The organism is Arcicella rosea (assembly GCF_014204325.1).
In the GTDB taxonomy this organism is placed as follows: domain Bacteria; phylum Bacteroidota; class Bacteroidia; order Cytophagales; family Spirosomataceae; genus Arcicella; species Arcicella rosea_A.
Map to the genome: position 1 here is coordinate 55,256 of NZ_JACHKT010000009.1, position 16,896 is coordinate 72,151.

The window sequence follows — 16,896 nt, forward strand, 5'->3', positions numbered from 1 at the left end:
TTCGACCGCTTTTTTATGATTGATGGGCAACGAATTCCTACTGTTTGAGCGAAGCGAGTTTAGGAATTCTTGAATTTCTTTTGTTACTTTTCTTGTTTCAAGACAAGAAAAGTAAGGATTGTACAATAATAAAGATAAAAACCTCTCAAATCGTCCTAAACCTCACTATTCTAAGAAAAAATTCGGGATGACTCATGTTTGTACCCAAATGATTTACATCTTATATCTTAAAGTCTTTATTTTAATTACTCTACAGTAACAGACTTTGCTAAGTTTCTTGGTTGGTCAACATTGCAACCTCTTAAAACAGCAATATGATAAGAAAGTAACTGCAATGGGATTGTTGCTACTAATGGAATCAAAGCTTCGTGCATCGCAGGAATTTCAATCGTATAATCAGCCATCGTAGGAATCAATTTATCGCCTTCGGTTACGATAGCAATTACTTTTCCTTTTCTGGCTTTTACTTCCTGAATATTAGATACTACTTTTTCATAAGAACTATCTTTGGTAGCAATAAAAACCACAGGCATTTCTTCGTCTATTAAGGCAATCGGGCCATGTTTCATTTCAGCCGCAGGATAGCCTTCTGCATGAATATATGAAATTTCTTTTAATTTAAGTGCACCTTCTAAAGCAACAGGGAAGTTATAACCACGACCTAAATAAATGAAGTTTCTTGAGTCTTTGAATTGTGCTGCAATCTCTTTAATCTTTTCGTCAGTTTTCAGAACAGTTTCAATTTTAGAAGGAATTCTTTCTAATTCAAACAGTAATCTTCTGAATGTATCTTCATGCAAAGTTCCTTTTTTGCGGGCAACAGCAATTGCCATCATTGCCAAAACAGTTACTTGTGCTGTAAAGGCTTTGGTAGAAGCCACACCAATTTCAGGGCCAGCATGAGTATATGCTCCAGCATGAGTAGCTCTCGGAATAGAAGAACCAACCACATTACAAACCCCAATAATTGTTGCTCCTTTTGATTTTGCCAATTCGATAGCCGCTAAAGTATCAGCAGTTTCACCAGATTGCGAAATGGCAATCACAAAATCACCTTCTTTGATGATAGGATTACGATAACGGAATTCTGAAGCGTATTCTACTTCAACGTTGATTCGTGCAAGTTCTTCAAAAATATATTCTGCCACCAAACCAGCATGCCATGAAGTACCACAAGCTACTATGACAATTCGTTTTGTTTTCGCTAATTTATCAACATAATCACGTAATCCGCCTAATACTAAAAGTCCGCTATCGGCATTCACACGACCACGCATACAATCAGCTACTGAACGAGGTTGCTCATAGATTTCTTTAAGCATAAAGTGTTCGTAACCACCTTTTTCTATTGCTTCAAGTTCTAATTCTACCGTTTGGATATAAGGAGATTGAAGAATATTGTCGATATTTTTAACGGTCAATTCTCCGTCACGCACTACTGCTAATTCATAATCGTTCAAATAAATTACTTCATTCGTATATTCGATAATTGGCGTAGCATCTGACGCAAAAAAGAATTCATCATCACCAACACCAATTACAAGTGGCGAACCTTTACGAGCCGCAATTAATTGAGAAGGGTTAGTGGCATCCATAATTACAATGGCATAAGCACCAACTACTTCTTTCATTGCCAAACGAACGGCTTCTTCTAATAAACAACCAGTATTTACTTGAATGTCTTCAATGAAATGAATAAGTACTTCGGAATCTGTATCTGAATAAAAAACATGCCCTTTCTTGATTAGGTTTTTCTTAATAGAAGAATAGTTTTCTATGATACCATTATGAATGATGGCTAAATTTTGAGAAGCTGAATAATGTGGATGTGCATTTACATCGTTTGGTTCACCATGCGTAGCCCAACGAGTGTGCCCAATGCCTATAGTACTTGTTAGATTTTCGTTTATAAGAGTCGCTTCTAGGTCAACAACCTTTCCTTTCTTTTTATAAATGTTTAGTCCATCGTTCAACAAAGCAATCCCCGAACTATCATATCCACGGTATTCTAAACGTTTTAGTCCTTTGATAATTAAAGGATAGGCTTCACGATGCCCAATATAAGCCACAATGCCACACATATATTTATAGTTTATTTGGTTAGCACTATTTCTTTTAGATTAGTTTATAAATTAATAATTAAATCACAGAAGAAATAGTCAGTAATATATTGCCACAAAAATAGAGCGGAGAATCCATATTATGGTTCTCCGCTCCAGAATTATTTCGAGAAATTATATATTATCTAGCTACGTAAGTATAATATACTTTAAGTTTGATATTACTATGATCAAAAATGGCACGAGTAATGTCAGGATTAATTACACTTTTACCAAGTGCTGGTCCTCTTGTACCAGTACTAGAGTTGGTAGAAAATAATGTTGGTGTTATAATCCAACCATTATTTTTGCCTCTACCAGCAATGATATTTTGTAAAGAACTTGTTATGTTGAAAGTATATAAATTAGTTCTACTTGCATAAGAAGAGATAGTTCCTTCGCCTGTTACAAAAACAAAATTGCCTTCACCAGTAGTTGTTGTTCTCAAAGGTTTGTTGGTTGGAGTGGCTTCAACAAGGATTAAATCGCTTGGTAAAGTATAGCCAGCAGTATTTGATTTAGGTTCAAGTACTAATTCTGCCTTATTGATAGCGATGTCGTTACGTTCCTTCAATTTTAATAAATTTGGAAACTGTACTTTCATTGCAACACCTGTCCCAGATTGAAGAAAAACTTGATTATTCGCTTCGCTACTTTTTAAAATATCAGCAGGTTTAGCCAATTTACTTAATGTTGTTCCTGTACGAGCAGCTGTAATTTTATTAAATCTAGCATTGAAATTTGTACCGTCTGCATTCGTAATGGCAATATAGAAATTGTTAGATTTTGTAGTATCTACAGTAACTAAACTATCAGCCGTATTTGCTGTATTTCTAACAGTATAAGTATATTTATAATGATAGTATAGTTTCATTTGAACAGCACCAGCAGAAAAACCAACAACTGCTGCATTTTTATTACTTTCAGAAACTAATGCTAACCCTTTAACTACTCCTTTGAAACCCGTTCCAACAAGTGCTTCGCTTTTGGCGATGTCTCTTTGACTTTCTAAAAACTTCACAAATGAAGGTTCTGTAATTGGGATTCTTAATGAATCAAATTTTCCAGCTGTTCCAGAAATTACTCTTTTATCTCTGATTGGGCGAATTTTTACGTTATTCAATTGTCCAATCGGAGTAGGATTCAAGGCAGGAGCTGCACTGTTGTTATAATAAACAATAGCAGGGTCAAGACTTGCAGATGATGCTAGTTGATATAATTTGAACGATTGATCTTGAAGTGTATCGCCTTGAACAAAGCTATAAGGTAAAATCAAACGGATAGAATCATTTTTACTTGGATAGGTTATCCATTTTACATTACTTCTGCCAGCAGTATCAACATTCGAGCGGATAGTATCTGCGGTAAGGTTTGAAATCTGGAAGTAACTTACTGCGTTTACATCTCCCAAAACTGGATCAGTAAAACGACCCACCAAAAGATTACCTGTACTGTATGTTGCGATAGAATCTAATAAAACCGTAGAAGCATCAACCTTTAAAGTATCAGTGTAAAGTAAGCCTATGTCTTGTACAAAAACATTAGAACCTATTTCTTTAGGGTCTTCACAAGCAGACAAAATTGCGAAAAAAGAAAAGAAAACACCAAAAATGAATGCTTTACGCACTTGCCAACTCCGTGTAAATATTGTAGTAACTGTCAATACTCTCTTCTGGAACGTATTCCAATTTTTTTGCGGGTAATTCATTAAAAATAGTGTTAAATTTCTCTGATACTTCTTCTTCCATCGTAATTACGACGTCGGCATATTCTACGCCAATCTTAACAAAACCTTGATAATCTGCTGATTCTAAGCTACCTAGCATGTCATCTTCAACATTTAACATTTTTACTTTGTCGTACAATCCTTCAAAAGCAAATTTATGAGCAAACTCATTGTTGAAAATAGAAAATACTGTTTTAGAGTCTTTAAACATTGGATCGTTTCTGTAAGTAGTCTTTAAATACAAAGGTATTAAAGCTGTCATCCAATCGTTACAATGCACAATATCAGGAGACCATCCTAATTTTTTTACAGTCTCAAGTGCACCTTTACAGAAAAATATTGCACGCTCATCGTTATCTGCATAAAATCTATCTTCTTTGTCGGTAAAAACGTACTTTCTTTGAAAATAGTCTTCGTTATCAATAAAATATACCTGTAATTTTGCTGATGGCAAAGAGGCAACTTTAATGGTTACTGGCTTATCGTCGTCACCAACTGGTACCGTAAACCCAGATAACCTTACTACTTCATGAAGTCGGTTTTTACGTTCATTGATTAACCCAAAACGAGGTACTAAGATTCTGATTTCAAACCCTTTTTCCTGCATAGCAGCAGGGAGTTTTCTGACAAAATTAGCTACTTGAGTCGTAGAGAGAAAAGGGTCAACTTCACTGGCAACGTAAAGGATACGCAATTTAGACATTGTTGTCGTTGTTAGGAGCCTTGATGCTGTTAAAAAGTGTTAAACAACTAAAACAGACAATCAAAGCAAGAAGGATTCACATAAAAATTATGCAAAAATATAAAAAAAATACGGAAATTCCACAAAAAATTGAACGTGAATCTGTTTGGAACGAATAATAACACTTGCAGAGTTATATAAATCACATTCATATTTTATTCATTCAACCTTCAAAAAATTAAAGAATAGAACATCATGCAAGTATTTTTTGAGATAAAGACTTTACAAGCATATTTACAAAATCAGCGTCAGTTAAGTAAATCAGTAGGTTTTGTACCCACCATGGGTGCGCTTCATCAAGGGCATTTGTCTTTGATTGAAACTGCTAAAAATCAGAATGATATTGTTGTTTGTAGTATTTTTGTAAATCCTACTCAGTTTAATAATCCACACGATTTAGCAGTTTATCCTCGTACTTTAGAAGCTGACTGTAAAATGCTTGAAGAAGCCAATTGCGATATTGTATTTGCACCAAGTGCTACCGAAATGTACCCTAGTTTACCAACCTTAAAGTTTGATTTCGGTACTTTAGAAAACGTTATGGAAGGAAAATTCAGACCTGGACATTTCAATGGAGTAGGCATCGTTGTATCTAAATTATTTAACATTGTTCAGCCCAATAAAGCTTATTTCGGACAAAAAGATTTACAGCAATGTGCCGTCATTAATTGTTTGGTAAAAGATTTAAGTTTCTCTTTGGATTTAGTGATTTGCCCAACTCAACGAGAAAAAGACGGTTTGGCGATGTCTTCAAGAAATCGAAATTTAAGTGAGGAACAAAGAGTAATTGCTCCAGAAATCTATAAATCTTTAACTGCCTCTGCAGCTTTACTCAAGAATCAATCATCGACGGCAGTAAAACAGTTTATAAAGGAGTATTTTGACGTAATTGAGGATATTGAATTAGAGTATTTTGAAATATCGGATTTTGAGACATTACTACCCATCGAGGAACTTTCAGTTGGTAAAACCGCTTTGTGTATTGCAGCTTTCATGGGTAAAACTCGTTTGATTGATAACATAATTATTTGAAAAGCCTCATTATTATATAAGCTTAAAAATAATCTATCTTTGCAGCATAATTTTCAAAGAGTGTTTTAAAAGCTGTTTGATATTCACGTTTATTAAAAAAATATTATGTTTCTTCATATAATGAAATCAAAACTCCATAGAGTAAAAATTACTCAAGCGGAGTTGAATTATGTCGGAAGTGTCACGATTGACGAGGATTTAATGGATGCCGCCAATTTGATTGAAAATGAAAAAGTACAGATTGTCAACAATAACAATGGCGAGCGTTTTGAAACTTATGTTATAAAAGGTGAGCGTGGTTCTGGAATGGTTTGTTTGAATGGTGCAGCTGCTCGAAGAGCTCAAATAGGTGATATTGTTATCATTATTGCTTATGGAATGATGACAGAAGAGGAAGCTCGTACTTACAAACCAAGTTTGGTTTTTCCAGACGATAACAACAGATTGGTAAATTAGCACATTGTGTCTTTGTAGTTCAAATTGAGTATTGTTAAGATTATAGAAAATACGATTCTTAGCAATACTCAATTCCTTTTTGATGAATCTATTATGAAAAAAATCCTTCAATACACCATATCGCTTGTTTTGGCGGGAGGCTTACTCTGGTTTGTTTTTAAGGACATTAGTTTGTCTGAAATGCTTGATGAATTCAAGAAAGCTGATTATAAATGGTTGATGCTTTCAGCTATTTTATCAATTACAGCACATGTTAGTCGAGCAACAAGATGGCGGATTTTGATGAAACCACTTGGCTACCAACCTTCTACTTTCAATACTACTTTAGCTATTTTTATTGGATATTTTGCCAATTATATCATTCCAAGGATGGGAGAAGTATCTCGCTGTGGAAGTTTGAAAAAGACAGATAATATTCCTTTTGAAAAATCATTTGGAACTGTACTAACCGAAAGAATTTTTGATGTAGTGTCCTTATTAATCGTATTAATGTTGAACTTAATTTTAGAATATGATAAGCTTCAACATTTCTTTATGGAACAGTTTGCCTCTAAGATTTATTTGATTGTTGGTCTTTTAATATTCCTCTCGATTGCTGGAATTTTAAGTATTTATCTTTTCAGAAAGTATCAAGAAAGATTATCAGGAGTGCCAATTCTTAGTAAAATTATTGGCTTTCTGAATGGATTACTGGATGGTTTGATGAGTGTAAAACACCTTGAAAAACCATTTGCCTTTATCTTCTTTACAATACTTATTTGGGTGATGTATTGGCTTTCAGCTTATGTGCTTTTCTTTGCTATACCAGAAACTGCTCATTTGGGTTTATTGGCAGGGCTAACCGTATTAACAATGGGTTCTTTTGGCATGGCTGCACCTACGCAAGGCGGAATAGGCCCATTCCATTTTTTAGTAGGAAATGCTTTGGTACTTTATGGTTTACCACAAAAAGACGGAATTATCTTGGCAACATTTATACACGGCTCTCAGATGATTACGTTGTTGGTTTTAGGGGCACTAAGTTTTTTGATTACATTATTTATTAAACCAAAAATAGATGACTGAAAATAAAATTGTTAGTCTTGAAGAAGCCATTAAGCGAACAGAAGACTGGCAAAAAGAAGGCAAGAAAATAGTTTTTACCAATGGATGTTTTGATATTGTTCATCTAGGACACATTGATTATTTAGAGAAAGCTAGAAATTTAGGTGATAAGCTGATTTTAGGATTGAATACTGATGCTTCGGTAAAAAGATTAAAAGGGGAGACCCGCCCAGTTGTGAATGAATACGCTCGTTCAAGAATGATGGCAGCTTTTGAATTTATTGATGCAGTAATTCTTTTTGACGAGCCAACTCCGCTTGAAGTAATTCAGGAAATTCAACCAGATATTTTGGTGAAAGGCGATGATTACGTAGTTGAAACTATTGTTGGGGCTGATTTTGTTATGGGTAAAGGTGGAGAAGTAAAAACAATTCCTTTGGTAAAAGGATATTCAACCACTTCGTTAATTGAGAAAATCAAACAAATTTAATAGCTATGATAGGCATATATTTAATTACTTTAGTTTTTGCAGGAATCGGGATGTTCGTGCAATGGAGATTGAAAAGTAAATTTCAAGAGTATTCAGAAATTGGTTTGACAAATGGGCTTTCTGGGAAAGAAATTGCTGACAAAATGTTGAGAGACAATGGGATTTTTGATGTAAGAATCATTTCTGTAGAAGGACAATTAACTGACCATTATAATCCAGCCGATAAAACGGTTAATTTGAGTCCAGATGTTTTCTATGGAAGAAGTGCTTCGGCTGCAGCAGTAGCAGCCCACGAATGTGGTCATGCGGTACAACATGCTACAGCTTACTCGATGCTACAATTCCGTAGTGCAATGGTTCCCGTATTAAGCATTGCTAATAATTTTATGCCAATTGCTTTAATGATTGGTATGATGCTTTTGTATTCTACAGGAAATAAATTGGTATTGACGATTGGTGTGGCGATGTTTGCCTTAGCGACACTTTTTAGTTTTATTACTTTACCAGTAGAATTTGATGCTTCAAGAAGAGCATTAGCTTGGATGAGTCAGCGAAACATCGTAACAGCACCAGAACATGCAATGGCGAAAGATGCTTTGTGGTGGGCAGCGATGACTTATGTAGCCGCAGCTTTGGGTATGTTAGCACAATTATTATACTATGTATCTTTACTTTCAGGAAGACGAAGTAATGATTAATAAATAATTTTTGACATTTATTACATAAGAAAAGGCTTTCAGAACATTCTGAAAGCCTTTTCTTATGATTACTGTTTTAAATTCACTTAGCTAGTTTACTGTTTTTGTAGCCATAAATAAAATAGATTACCAAACCGATTGCAAGCCAAATTAAAAATATTGTCCAGTTAGTGATGCCCAATTCTGTCATTAAGTAAAGATTTGTTAAAATACCTAAAACAGGAAGAATTGAAAACTTGTGTAAATAGGCAAGTACAGATAAAATTGCCCAAACTAACCAGAAAAAAGCTAAAAGTGGCTTAGCTTCAAGTTCCGAGAAAAAAGTATTGTTATAAATGACGAAAGCAATTGCAACAACCAATAATGGCCCAACAATAAATTGACCATTTAAATAAGGAATTTTAAATTTAGCATCTTTTGATAAACCTTGATAGTCTAAATATAAAACACCAGCACAAACCAAAATAAAAGCAAAGAAAGTACCTACACTTGTTAAGTCAACGAAAAAACCCATATCTAAGAATAGCGAAGGAACAGCTACAACAAAACCAGTAACAATCGTTGCAAAGCTAGGTGTTTTGAATTTTGGATGAATTTTTGAAAAGCGTTTCCAAAGTAAGCCATCTCTACTCATAGCCATCCAGATTCTTGGTTGCCCCATCTGATACACTAACAAAGCACTCGTAATGGCTACAACGGCAGAGACAGAAATAATGCCAGCCATAAAATCGAAATTTATTTTCTGAAAAACATAAGCCAACGGGTCATCCACTTTTAGTTCAGTGTAGTTTACCATTCCAGTTAAAACCAACGTAATACAAACATATAAAACCGCACAAATTACTAGGCAGTAAATCATTGCTCTTGGTAAATCTCTTTGTGGATTCTTGCATTCTTCGGCAGTGGTTGAAATAGAATCAAAACCAATGAAAGCAAAGAAAACTGAAGCAACGCCACCTAATACTCCTTGTGCTCCGTTGGGTGCAAATGGTGACCAATTTTCTGGTTTAACATAAAAAGCTCCAACAGAAATTACCAGTAAAATTACCACCAACTTTAGGACTACTAAGAAATTACTGGCACTTCTTGATTCTTTCATCCCAACATAAACCAAAGAAGTGACAAGCATTGTAATTACACCAGCAGGAAGGTCAATTAATAATTTTATACTTCCTAGTACAGGAGCGTGTTCATAAGCTTTAGCGGCAAATAAAGTACTATCTGTTAGTTTTGTTGCACCAGCTTGGCTTTCTAAAAATGCTTTATGAGCAGTCCCATAATCGATTGTTAAGTAATCTGGAAAATTAATCCCGAAACCATGCAACATTCCAACGAAGTACTCCGACCAAGAAATAGCGACTACCATATTGGAAACGGCATATTCAAGAATCAATGCCCAGCCAATAATCCAAGCGAAAATTTCGCCAAAAGAAACATATGCATAGGTATAAGCACTTCCAGAAACGGGAACCATTGATGCAAATTGAGCATAACAAAGTGCGGTGAAAATACAAGCAATAGAAACGAATACAAAAAGCAATGAAACGGCTGGACCACCTTCATAACTTGCTCTACCAATTGTACTAAAAATACCTGCGCCAATGATGGCAGCAATCCCAAATGAAGTAAGGTCTCTAACACCAAGAATCTTCACCAAACCCCCACCGTGGGAATCTTCACTTTGTTGTAAAACGTTATTAATTGATTTGCGCCTGAAAATAGAATTGTCTGACATTTAGTTTGAAGTTAAGTATTTGTCATTGAAAATATTCTTAAATCTAAACAAGTAAATTGATAAAGCCATAAATAATTGAGATAGATAGTATTTCAAAAAATCAAATTATCTTTGTCTGTAAGTCATTTTAATATTTCGATAATTATTGAAATATGTACAAATCTCAAGAACACAGTCTATTATCAGCTTGAAGAAATAAGTAGCATTATCATCATTTTAATGATACATTTTTTCCTAAAATAGCTAAAATTCCTTTATGAATCAAATCGCAGTAGTCATTTTAAATTATAATGGTCAAAAACATTTAGCTGATTTTTTACCCTCTGTTATACAATACTCTTCTGATGCAACCATTTACGTTGCTGATAATGCTTCTACTGATTCTTCATTGGAATTATTAAAAACCGCATTCCCTACTGTTAAAATTATTGAACTCAGAGAAAATCACGGTTTCGCACAAGGATATAACGAAGCACTTGAATTTGTCGATGCTGAATATTACGTTTTGCTGAATTCTGATGTGGAGGTAACTCCTAATTGGATTGAACCAGTGATTGCATTGATGAAAAATGACAAAACAATTGCAGCTTGTCAACCCAAAATCAAATCATTTCATCAAAAAAGCCATTTTGAATACGCTGGAGCTGCTGGAGGATTTATTGATCATCTCGGTTATCCATTTTGTCGTGGAAGAATCTTTCAAGAAATTGAACAAGATTTAAAGCAATACAATGACAATCATGAAGTGTTTTGGGCAACTGGTGCTTGTATGTTTGTTCGGGCAGAAGTATTTCATCAAGTAGGTGGCTTTGATGGTGATTTCTTTGCACACATGGAGGAGATTGACCTTTGTTGGCGAATACATCATGCTGGTTTTAAAGTTTTTGCTTGTGGAAGTTCAGAAGTATATCATGTAGGTGGTGGAACATTGCACAAATCGAACCCTTACAAGACTTTTTTGAATTTCAGAAATGGTTTGGCTATGCTTTATAAAAACCATCCCGACAAAGGTTTTGCCCTTGCAATTTTTACAAGGTTAATTTTAGATGGAGTAGCTGGAATAAAGTTTCTTTTGTTTGATAGCTGGGAGGATTGTTGGGCAGTAGCTAGAGCACATTTTGATTTTTATGCACATTTCCTAGGCTGGTATAAAAAAAGGAAGCAGATTCAACGAAAAGATGACATATCAACAGTTTACAGAAGAAATATCGTATGGCAACATTTTATAAATGATGTAAAAACTTATAATCAATTACAGAAGTAAGGTTATAATTCCCAAACAGATGGGCTTTTGTATTGGCGTAAATAACGGCGAATATTCATCCAAAATGCCAATACTAAATATATGATGATAGGAGAACCAACAGTAATAAAAGAAACATAAACAAAGTATAACCGAATGCTACTGGTAGAAATTCCTAATTTCTCACCAATTTTTGTACAAACACCAAAAACATGATGCTCAACAAAGTATTTTAATCTTAATGTGTTTGGCATGGCTTTAGGTCAAAATTCTGAATTTTAATTGGTTACACTCTGAAAACTGAATTAAAGTTACATTGTTTTGCTGGATTATCAAAAAAAGCCATCTAGTAAAACGTACTTTATCAACTTGTATTATATTAACAATAATTTATATTGAAAAGGTGTAATGTATTATAAATATAGTTATATTTTAATTTATTTTTTTTTAAAAATATTCATATAAAAATAGGAATACACAAAATTATACTTACATTTGGATATTAATAGTAAAAAGAGTGACAAGTTTTTAGTACAAAGTAATTAGTTTTCAAGAGTCCGTTGGTTCCCTTAGATTCAATTCTCCTTGATTATCACATGCTTCGAATATCAATCTTATACTTTTAGGGCTATTAATTTATCAAAAACTTAAATGTTTTTGGTAACTTTTGTCTCATTATCAACCATTCTTTTTTACGTCATGCAAACAGGAACAGTTAAATTTTTTAATGAAAGCAAAGGCTTTGGTTTTATCGTTGACAGTGAAAGTGGACAAGAAATTTTCGTTCACGTTACAGCATTAGGCGGAACACATTTACGCCAAGATGATAAAGTGTCATTCGATATTGTTGAAGGAAAAAGAGGTCTTAACGCCGCAAATGTTAAGAAATTGTAGTTAGTGCAAGTATTGTTTTAATTGGGATTTAGTAAAATAAATCAAAAGTAAAATTCAGTACAAGTTTTTTGTGAATTATTTAAAGTTTTGGTTTCATTACAAATGTAGCAGAACTTACTTTAGACCTGCTTGCTATGTTGTTTGGAATTAAATTCTAATTCTATTTAAGGTTATTAATTACTTTTAAACCATTTAAGTTAAGAAGTAAAAGGCGAAAGCCGAGTTAGCTAGACAAATCTTATTCTTTTACGAGATTTAAACATATAAGTTTTGTGTATATTGTTTTCAATGTTATCAAAACACATCGTTAGTATTTTTATTTTTTTTTAATTTTTTTATATCAATTTTTATGCAAACTGGTAAAGTTAAATTTTTCAACGAATCTAAAGGTTTTGGATTTATCGTTGATGACGAGTCAAATGAAGAAATCTTTGTACACGTAACAGGATTGTCTGGAACAACGATTCGTGAAAATGACTCTGTTTCTTTCGACGTACAAGAAGGAAAGCGTGGCTTAAATGCTGTGAATGTGAAGAGAATCTAATTTTTTTTAGATAGATAGTCATTTAAAACCCCGGCCTATAGGTTGGGGTTTTTCTTTTTTTATTAATTTGGGATTTAAAATTCAAATAAAAAGATGAAACAGGTTGAACACATTGGTATTGCTGTAAAAGATTTGAATGTTTCTAATGATTTATTTACCAAACTTTTGGGAGTATCTCCTTTTAAGCAAGAAGAAGTATTTTCTGAAGGGGTTATTACTTCTTTTTTTCAAGTTGGACAAACGAAAATAGAATTGTTAGAAGGTACTCATGCTGATAGTCCGATTTCAAAGTTTATCGAGAAGAAAGGTGAGGGAATTCATCACATTGCTTTTGAGGTAAGCAATATTTATGAAGAAATGGATAGACTAAAAAACGAGGGATTCACCCTTTTAAATGAAGTGCCCAAAGATGGTGCAGATAATAAGTTGGTTTGCTTTTTACATCCTAAAGGAACGAACTCCGTATTGATAGAGCTTTGTCAAAGTAAAAATAGCCCAGTTTGACAAGTACTTTTCGTCAAACTGGGCTATGATTTTAATATCGCTTTACTTTTAATTCTTGTAAACCGCCATCAAAGCTGATGTTGATTTTCTTGGCAGATTTTTCAAAATTTGGTGTTTCCCAATGTCCATTTTTTTGAATAAATCCATCAAAATCTTTGGAGTTCAGTCCGCCATCAACATCAATTCTACAACCAACTGATTCTGGAATATTAAATTCGATTGAAGTTAAACCTGATTCTACTTGAACATCTAGGTTATCTACTTTATCGCCTAATTTAACGTCTGTTTCAGTTACGCCTGTCTTAATTGATAGTTTATTGATTTTGTATTCACTCAAATCAAAATCAGCTTTACCTGCACCAAATTCAAAATTCATATCCCAAATTACATTTGGATTAAGCTTTAAATTGATTTTATTATGATTGTTGTCTCCAATATGAATATTATTTTTCTTTCCTTTTAAGGCAAAAATAATATTAGGATTGGTAGAATCCCCTGTCTTTCTAAGTGAAATATTTCCAAAATCTAAATCAGCATCAGCTTCAACTAAATCATTTGAAGTACCATTGATGATAAATTCAGCCGCACCACCAGAAAATTCAAATTTTGCATTTTTCACAAGCGGATTCATTGATTCGATAAGCTTTTGCTTTGTTCCTTTAAATTGATAATCATCATTGTCGTTGTTATCATTATCATCATCCATATCAATGTGAATATCATGATCATTAAAGGCAGTTTTTACTTTATCCTTACAGCTCCTCACAATGACGATTGGAATAGCAATACAAAGTAAAATGATTGTAATAACCGTTGCCGAACGACTACTTTTGCCAATAAAAGCAACAAGCCCCAAGTAGATTAATAAAAGTGGCCAAAGTCTTGAAATTTCATGCCAATCAATATTAAACCAGCCAAATTCTTTCCCAAGAAATAGAAAGCCGATTAAGATTAAAAAACCTCCAGAAAAAATATTTTTAGAATTCATTGTTAAAAGCTTTAAGGTTAAAATCCGTTATCAAATTTAGGTTTAAGATTGATAACGGATTTTGACGTGTCGATTTAGAAGTTATTTTTATCGTTATTGAAGTCAATCTTATCTTTTTCTTTAAAGATGATATAACCACCCACACCGATTAAAATAAGAGGCCAGAATTTACCAAAGTCGAAATCAGGAATCCATTCATCTAATAAGAAGATTGTACCTAAAACTATTAAAATAATTCCCCAAACTTTGCTTGAATCTTTTTTCATGTTAGTAAATGTTGAGTTAAAAGTTGCGTTATCTGGCGTTGCCGTTGTTTCCCATTGATGTTTCACTGGCAATGCTATCCACAAGATAACATACATCCAGAAAAAAATACCATGTGTAAAGACTAAACCTAAAAATAAAAGTACTCGAATAATGGAAACATCAATGCCGAAGCGTTCTGATAATCCAGCTGCTACACCTCCTAATTGTCCTTTTGAAGGTATGCGATAAAGTGAATCGTTCATGTTTGTTTTGTTTAGTTTTCTTGTTTAGAGTTTTGAAAAAAATAGGTTTAAGTGATACTTTTAAATAATTCTTTTCGTTTGATGGTTGAAATTTATCACGAGCTTTAAGATTAACAACCTGAAAATGAATAGACGGTACATTTGACTTTATGAATGGATATTTTTGATGGCGAGTTTTAAAATAAAAAATCCTTTGAGCTTTTTTGCCCAAAGGATTCACTAAGATTTAGTAAACTATTGTCTCTTAGACCTGATTTTTGCTTCTTCTACTTTTTTCTGCTGATTAATTAAACCATCATTCATTAATAATTGGTCTTTTTTATTCTGTTCTACTTCCATTTGCAGACGCTCAAGTTCTATTCTGTTTTCTTCAATTTTTAGCAAAAGTCTGTCTTTTTCTCTTCTATTGTTTTCCAATGCTCTGGCTAAGCGTTCTGCTATAGTTACTGCTTTTACTTGTTTGGTTTTAATATCGTCTAAGTTCTTTTCTTCTAATCTAACCTCTCCTTGTTTTTTTAGCTGGTCAACAATATCATTAAGAATCCTTTCTGCCGCCAAATATTTTGGATGCGAGCTATTGACATAAACTTCATCGCCAAAACCAATTGAAAGGAATATTTTATTTTTCCCTTTGTCTGCACTAATCTTGCTTACAACCATTAGTGGGTCTGATGAAATACTTGAAATTCTTGCTCCTGTAATTCTGAAAACATTACTTCTGCCTACTTCTACACTACCATATTTGGCTAGTTCATTTTGTAAAATTGGTTTAATATACTTGTCTTCAATCGCTACAGTTGTATAAAGTCCTTCTTTTGTAGCTCTTTCAATTTCCTGAGTTCCTGTAAAAACTTGCGCACGAATACTCTGAATACTTAGCAATAAAATATAAATAATGAATAGCTTTTTCATAAAAAAGATAATGTTAAGTGATTTTGGAAAATGCTTCGCAATATAAGTTGCTTGATTTATTTCAGCAAAATAAGATAAATCTTAATGGGAAATTATTATTAATTTATAATACAGATTAGCCTGTAGTTAAATTGTTTAATTTTAGATAGCTTTAACAAAAACAATCATCAATCAAGATAACTAATGAAATTAAAATTACTGATACTGTTCTGTTTCGTCGGAAATCTGACCATAGCTCAGAACACGAATTGGGCTTTAACTGGTTTTTCAAAACCCAAGGAAAATCCTATACTAAGTGCTGATTCTAGTTATGAATTTGCTTGCCCGATGAAAAATACTTCTGTAAAATGGCAAAAAGCTGATGTTTTTAATCCTGCTGCTATTGTTAGAAACGGGAAAGTTTATGTTTTATTTCGGGCAGAGGATACTCCTGGAACAAACATTGGCTTTCGTACTTCCAGAATTGGCTTGGCTGTCAGTAATGATGGAATACATTTTACAAGAAGAAAAAACCCTGTTTTATTTCCTTCAAAAGATGAGTTTGCTAAATTTGATAACCCTGGTGGTTGTGAAGATCCACGAATTGTAGAACGTGCCGACGATACTTATGTTGTAGCTTATACGGCTTGGAATCGTGATGTAGCCAGATTGTGTATTGCCACTTCAAAGGATTTGATTCATTGGAAAAAACATGGGCCAGCTTTTGCCAAAGCATATTCTGGGAAATTCTTGAATGTTTGGTCTAAATCAGGTTCAATCATTACTAAAATGGTGAATGGGAAAATTATAGCTGCCAAAATCAAAGGAAAGTATTGGATGTATTGGGGTGAAAAAGGAGTTAATATTGCTACTTCTGATGATTTAATAAATTGGAATCCATTGGTTGAAGAAAACGGGGAATTAAAATATGTGATGAATATTAGAACTGGAAAGTTTGATAGTGATTTAACAGAACCAGGTCCGCCGGCAATGTTGACTTCAAAAGGAATTTTGTTGTTGTACAATGGTAAAAATGCTAAAGAGGAAACTAGAGACCAACATCTTCCTGCTGAAACTTATTCGGGCGGACAAGTACTTTTTGATGCAAATGACCCAACAAAAATTATTAATAGATTGGATGAGTGTTTTATTAAACCAGATTTGCCTCATGAAATGCGTGGACAATACAAAGCAGGCACAACTTTTATCGAAGGCTTGGTCTATTTCAAGAAAAAATGGTTTTTGTATTATGGTACAGCTGATAGTATGGTGGGTGTAGCCGTTAAAAATTCTTTGTAGAT

General features: G+C 33.5%; 18 protein-coding genes. 10 read left to right on the plus strand and 8 right to left on the minus strand.

What is annotated here, in order from left to right:
* Positions 1-245: 245 nt before the first annotated feature.
* The 3 genes from glmS to HNP25_RS07915 all read right to left on the minus strand — a co-directional run bounded on the left by glmS (position 246) and on the right by HNP25_RS07915 (position 4,528).
* Positions 246-2,081 (minus strand): glutamine--fructose-6-phosphate transaminase (isomerizing), encoded by a 1,836-nt coding sequence (glmS, locus tag HNP25_RS07905; RefSeq protein WP_184132960.1) that lies wholly within the window; start codon positions 2,079-2,081, stop codon positions 246-248.
* Positions 2,082-2,241: 160 nt separating this feature from the next.
* On the minus strand, positions 2,242-3,807 hold the full coding sequence (locus HNP25_RS07910) for a DUF4270 family protein (RefSeq protein WP_184132962.1): 1,566 nt from the start codon (positions 3,805-3,807) through the stop codon (positions 2,242-2,244).
* Complete coding sequence (locus HNP25_RS07915; RefSeq protein ID WP_184132964.1) at positions 3,719-4,528, minus strand: glycogen/starch synthase; 810 nt, start codon at positions 4,526-4,528, stop codon at positions 3,719-3,721. The genes HNP25_RS07910 and HNP25_RS07915 overlap by 89 nt, the downstream gene beginning before the upstream one ends.
* 234 nt (positions 4,529-4,762) lie before the next feature.
* On the opposite strand from HNP25_RS07915, the gene panC reads away from it, so the two are divergent.
* The 5 genes from panC (at position 4,763) to HNP25_RS07940 (ending at position 8,287) form a co-directional block, all read left to right on the plus strand.
* Positions 4,763-5,599 (plus strand): pantoate--beta-alanine ligase, encoded by an 837-nt coding sequence (gene panC / locus HNP25_RS07920; RefSeq protein ID WP_184132966.1) that lies wholly within the window; start codon positions 4,763-4,765, stop codon positions 5,597-5,599.
* Positions 5,600-5,704: 105 nt separating this feature from the next.
* The gene (gene panD / locus HNP25_RS07925; protein WP_184132968.1) at positions 5,705-6,055 is read left to right on the plus strand and encodes an aspartate 1-decarboxylase; all 351 of its coding nucleotides are present in this window, start codon (positions 5,705-5,707) and stop codon (positions 6,053-6,055) included.
* Between the two features lie 93 nt (positions 6,056-6,148).
* On the plus strand, positions 6,149-7,120 hold the full coding sequence (locus tag HNP25_RS07930) for a lysylphosphatidylglycerol synthase transmembrane domain-containing protein (RefSeq protein WP_184132969.1): 972 nt from the start codon (positions 6,149-6,151) through the stop codon (positions 7,118-7,120).
* Positions 7,113-7,589 (plus strand): D-glycero-beta-D-manno-heptose 1-phosphate adenylyltransferase, encoded by a 477-nt coding sequence (gene rfaE2 / locus HNP25_RS07935; protein ID WP_184132971.1) that lies wholly within the window; start codon positions 7,113-7,115, stop codon positions 7,587-7,589. Before HNP25_RS07930 ends, rfaE2 begins: the two co-directional genes overlap by 8 nt.
* A 5-nt stretch (positions 7,590-7,594) precedes the next feature.
* The gene (locus HNP25_RS07940; RefSeq protein WP_184132973.1) at positions 7,595-8,287 is read left to right on the plus strand and encodes a zinc metallopeptidase; all 693 of its coding nucleotides are present in this window, start codon (positions 7,595-7,597) and stop codon (positions 8,285-8,287) included.
* An 82-nt stretch (positions 8,288-8,369) separates the two neighbouring features.
* On the opposite strand, the gene HNP25_RS07945 is transcribed toward HNP25_RS07940, so the two are convergent.
* Entirely contained in the window at positions 8,370-10,022 is a 1,653-nt protein-coding gene (locus tag HNP25_RS07945; RefSeq protein ID WP_184132976.1) for an amino acid permease, read from the minus strand.
* A gap of 256 nt (positions 10,023-10,278) precedes the next feature.
* On the opposite strand from HNP25_RS07945, the gene HNP25_RS07950 reads away from it, so the two are divergent.
* Complete coding sequence (locus HNP25_RS07950; protein WP_184132979.1) at positions 10,279-11,286, plus strand: glycosyltransferase family 2 protein; 1,008 nt, start codon at positions 10,279-10,281, stop codon at positions 11,284-11,286.
* A 2-nt stretch (positions 11,287-11,288) separates the two neighbouring features.
* Here the strand turns inward: HNP25_RS07950 and HNP25_RS07955 are convergent, their stop codons facing one another.
* Positions 11,289-11,519 carry a PspC domain-containing protein gene (locus HNP25_RS07955; protein ID WP_184132982.1) on the minus strand — a complete coding sequence of 77 codons (231 nt, stop codon included), beginning with the start codon at positions 11,517-11,519 and terminating at the stop codon, positions 11,289-11,291.
* A gap of 445 nt (positions 11,520-11,964) precedes the next feature.
* Between HNP25_RS07955 and HNP25_RS07960 the strand changes: the two genes are divergently transcribed.
* From HNP25_RS07960 to mce, 3 genes are all read left to right on the plus strand, one after another.
* Positions 11,965-12,159, plus strand: coding sequence for a cold-shock protein (locus HNP25_RS07960; RefSeq protein WP_184132985.1), 195 nt, complete (start codon positions 11,965-11,967; stop codon positions 12,157-12,159).
* Positions 12,160-12,508: 349 nt separating this feature from the next.
* Entirely contained in the window at positions 12,509-12,703 is a 195-nt protein-coding gene (locus HNP25_RS07965) for a cold-shock protein (RefSeq protein WP_184132988.1), read from the plus strand.
* Between the two features lie 93 nt (positions 12,704-12,796).
* On the plus strand, positions 12,797-13,207 hold the full coding sequence (mce, locus tag HNP25_RS07970; protein WP_184132991.1) for a methylmalonyl-CoA epimerase: 411 nt from the start codon (positions 12,797-12,799) through the stop codon (positions 13,205-13,207).
* A 31-nt stretch (positions 13,208-13,238) separates the two neighbouring features.
* On the opposite strand, the gene HNP25_RS07975 is transcribed toward mce, so the two are convergent.
* The 3 genes from HNP25_RS07975 to HNP25_RS07985 form a co-directional block, all read right to left on the minus strand.
* On the minus strand, positions 13,239-14,195 hold the full coding sequence (locus HNP25_RS07975; protein ID WP_184132994.1) for a LiaI-LiaF-like domain-containing protein: 957 nt from the start codon (positions 14,193-14,195) through the stop codon (positions 13,239-13,241).
* A 74-nt stretch (positions 14,196-14,269) separates the two neighbouring features.
* Positions 14,270-14,704 (minus strand): PspC domain-containing protein, encoded by a 435-nt coding sequence (locus tag HNP25_RS07980; RefSeq protein WP_184132997.1) that lies wholly within the window; start codon positions 14,702-14,704, stop codon positions 14,270-14,272.
* A gap of 234 nt (positions 14,705-14,938) precedes the next feature.
* Positions 14,939-15,616, minus strand: coding sequence for a hypothetical protein (locus HNP25_RS07985; protein ID WP_184132999.1), 678 nt, complete (start codon positions 15,614-15,616; stop codon positions 14,939-14,941).
* Between the two features lie 183 nt (positions 15,617-15,799).
* Here HNP25_RS07985 and HNP25_RS07990 point away from each other — a divergent pair, with 183 nt between their 5' ends.
* The gene (locus HNP25_RS07990) at positions 15,800-16,894 is read left to right on the plus strand and encodes a glycoside hydrolase family 130 protein (protein WP_184133002.1); all 1,095 of its coding nucleotides are present in this window, start codon (positions 15,800-15,802) and stop codon (positions 16,892-16,894) included.
* Positions 16,895-16,896: the final 2 nt, after the last annotated feature.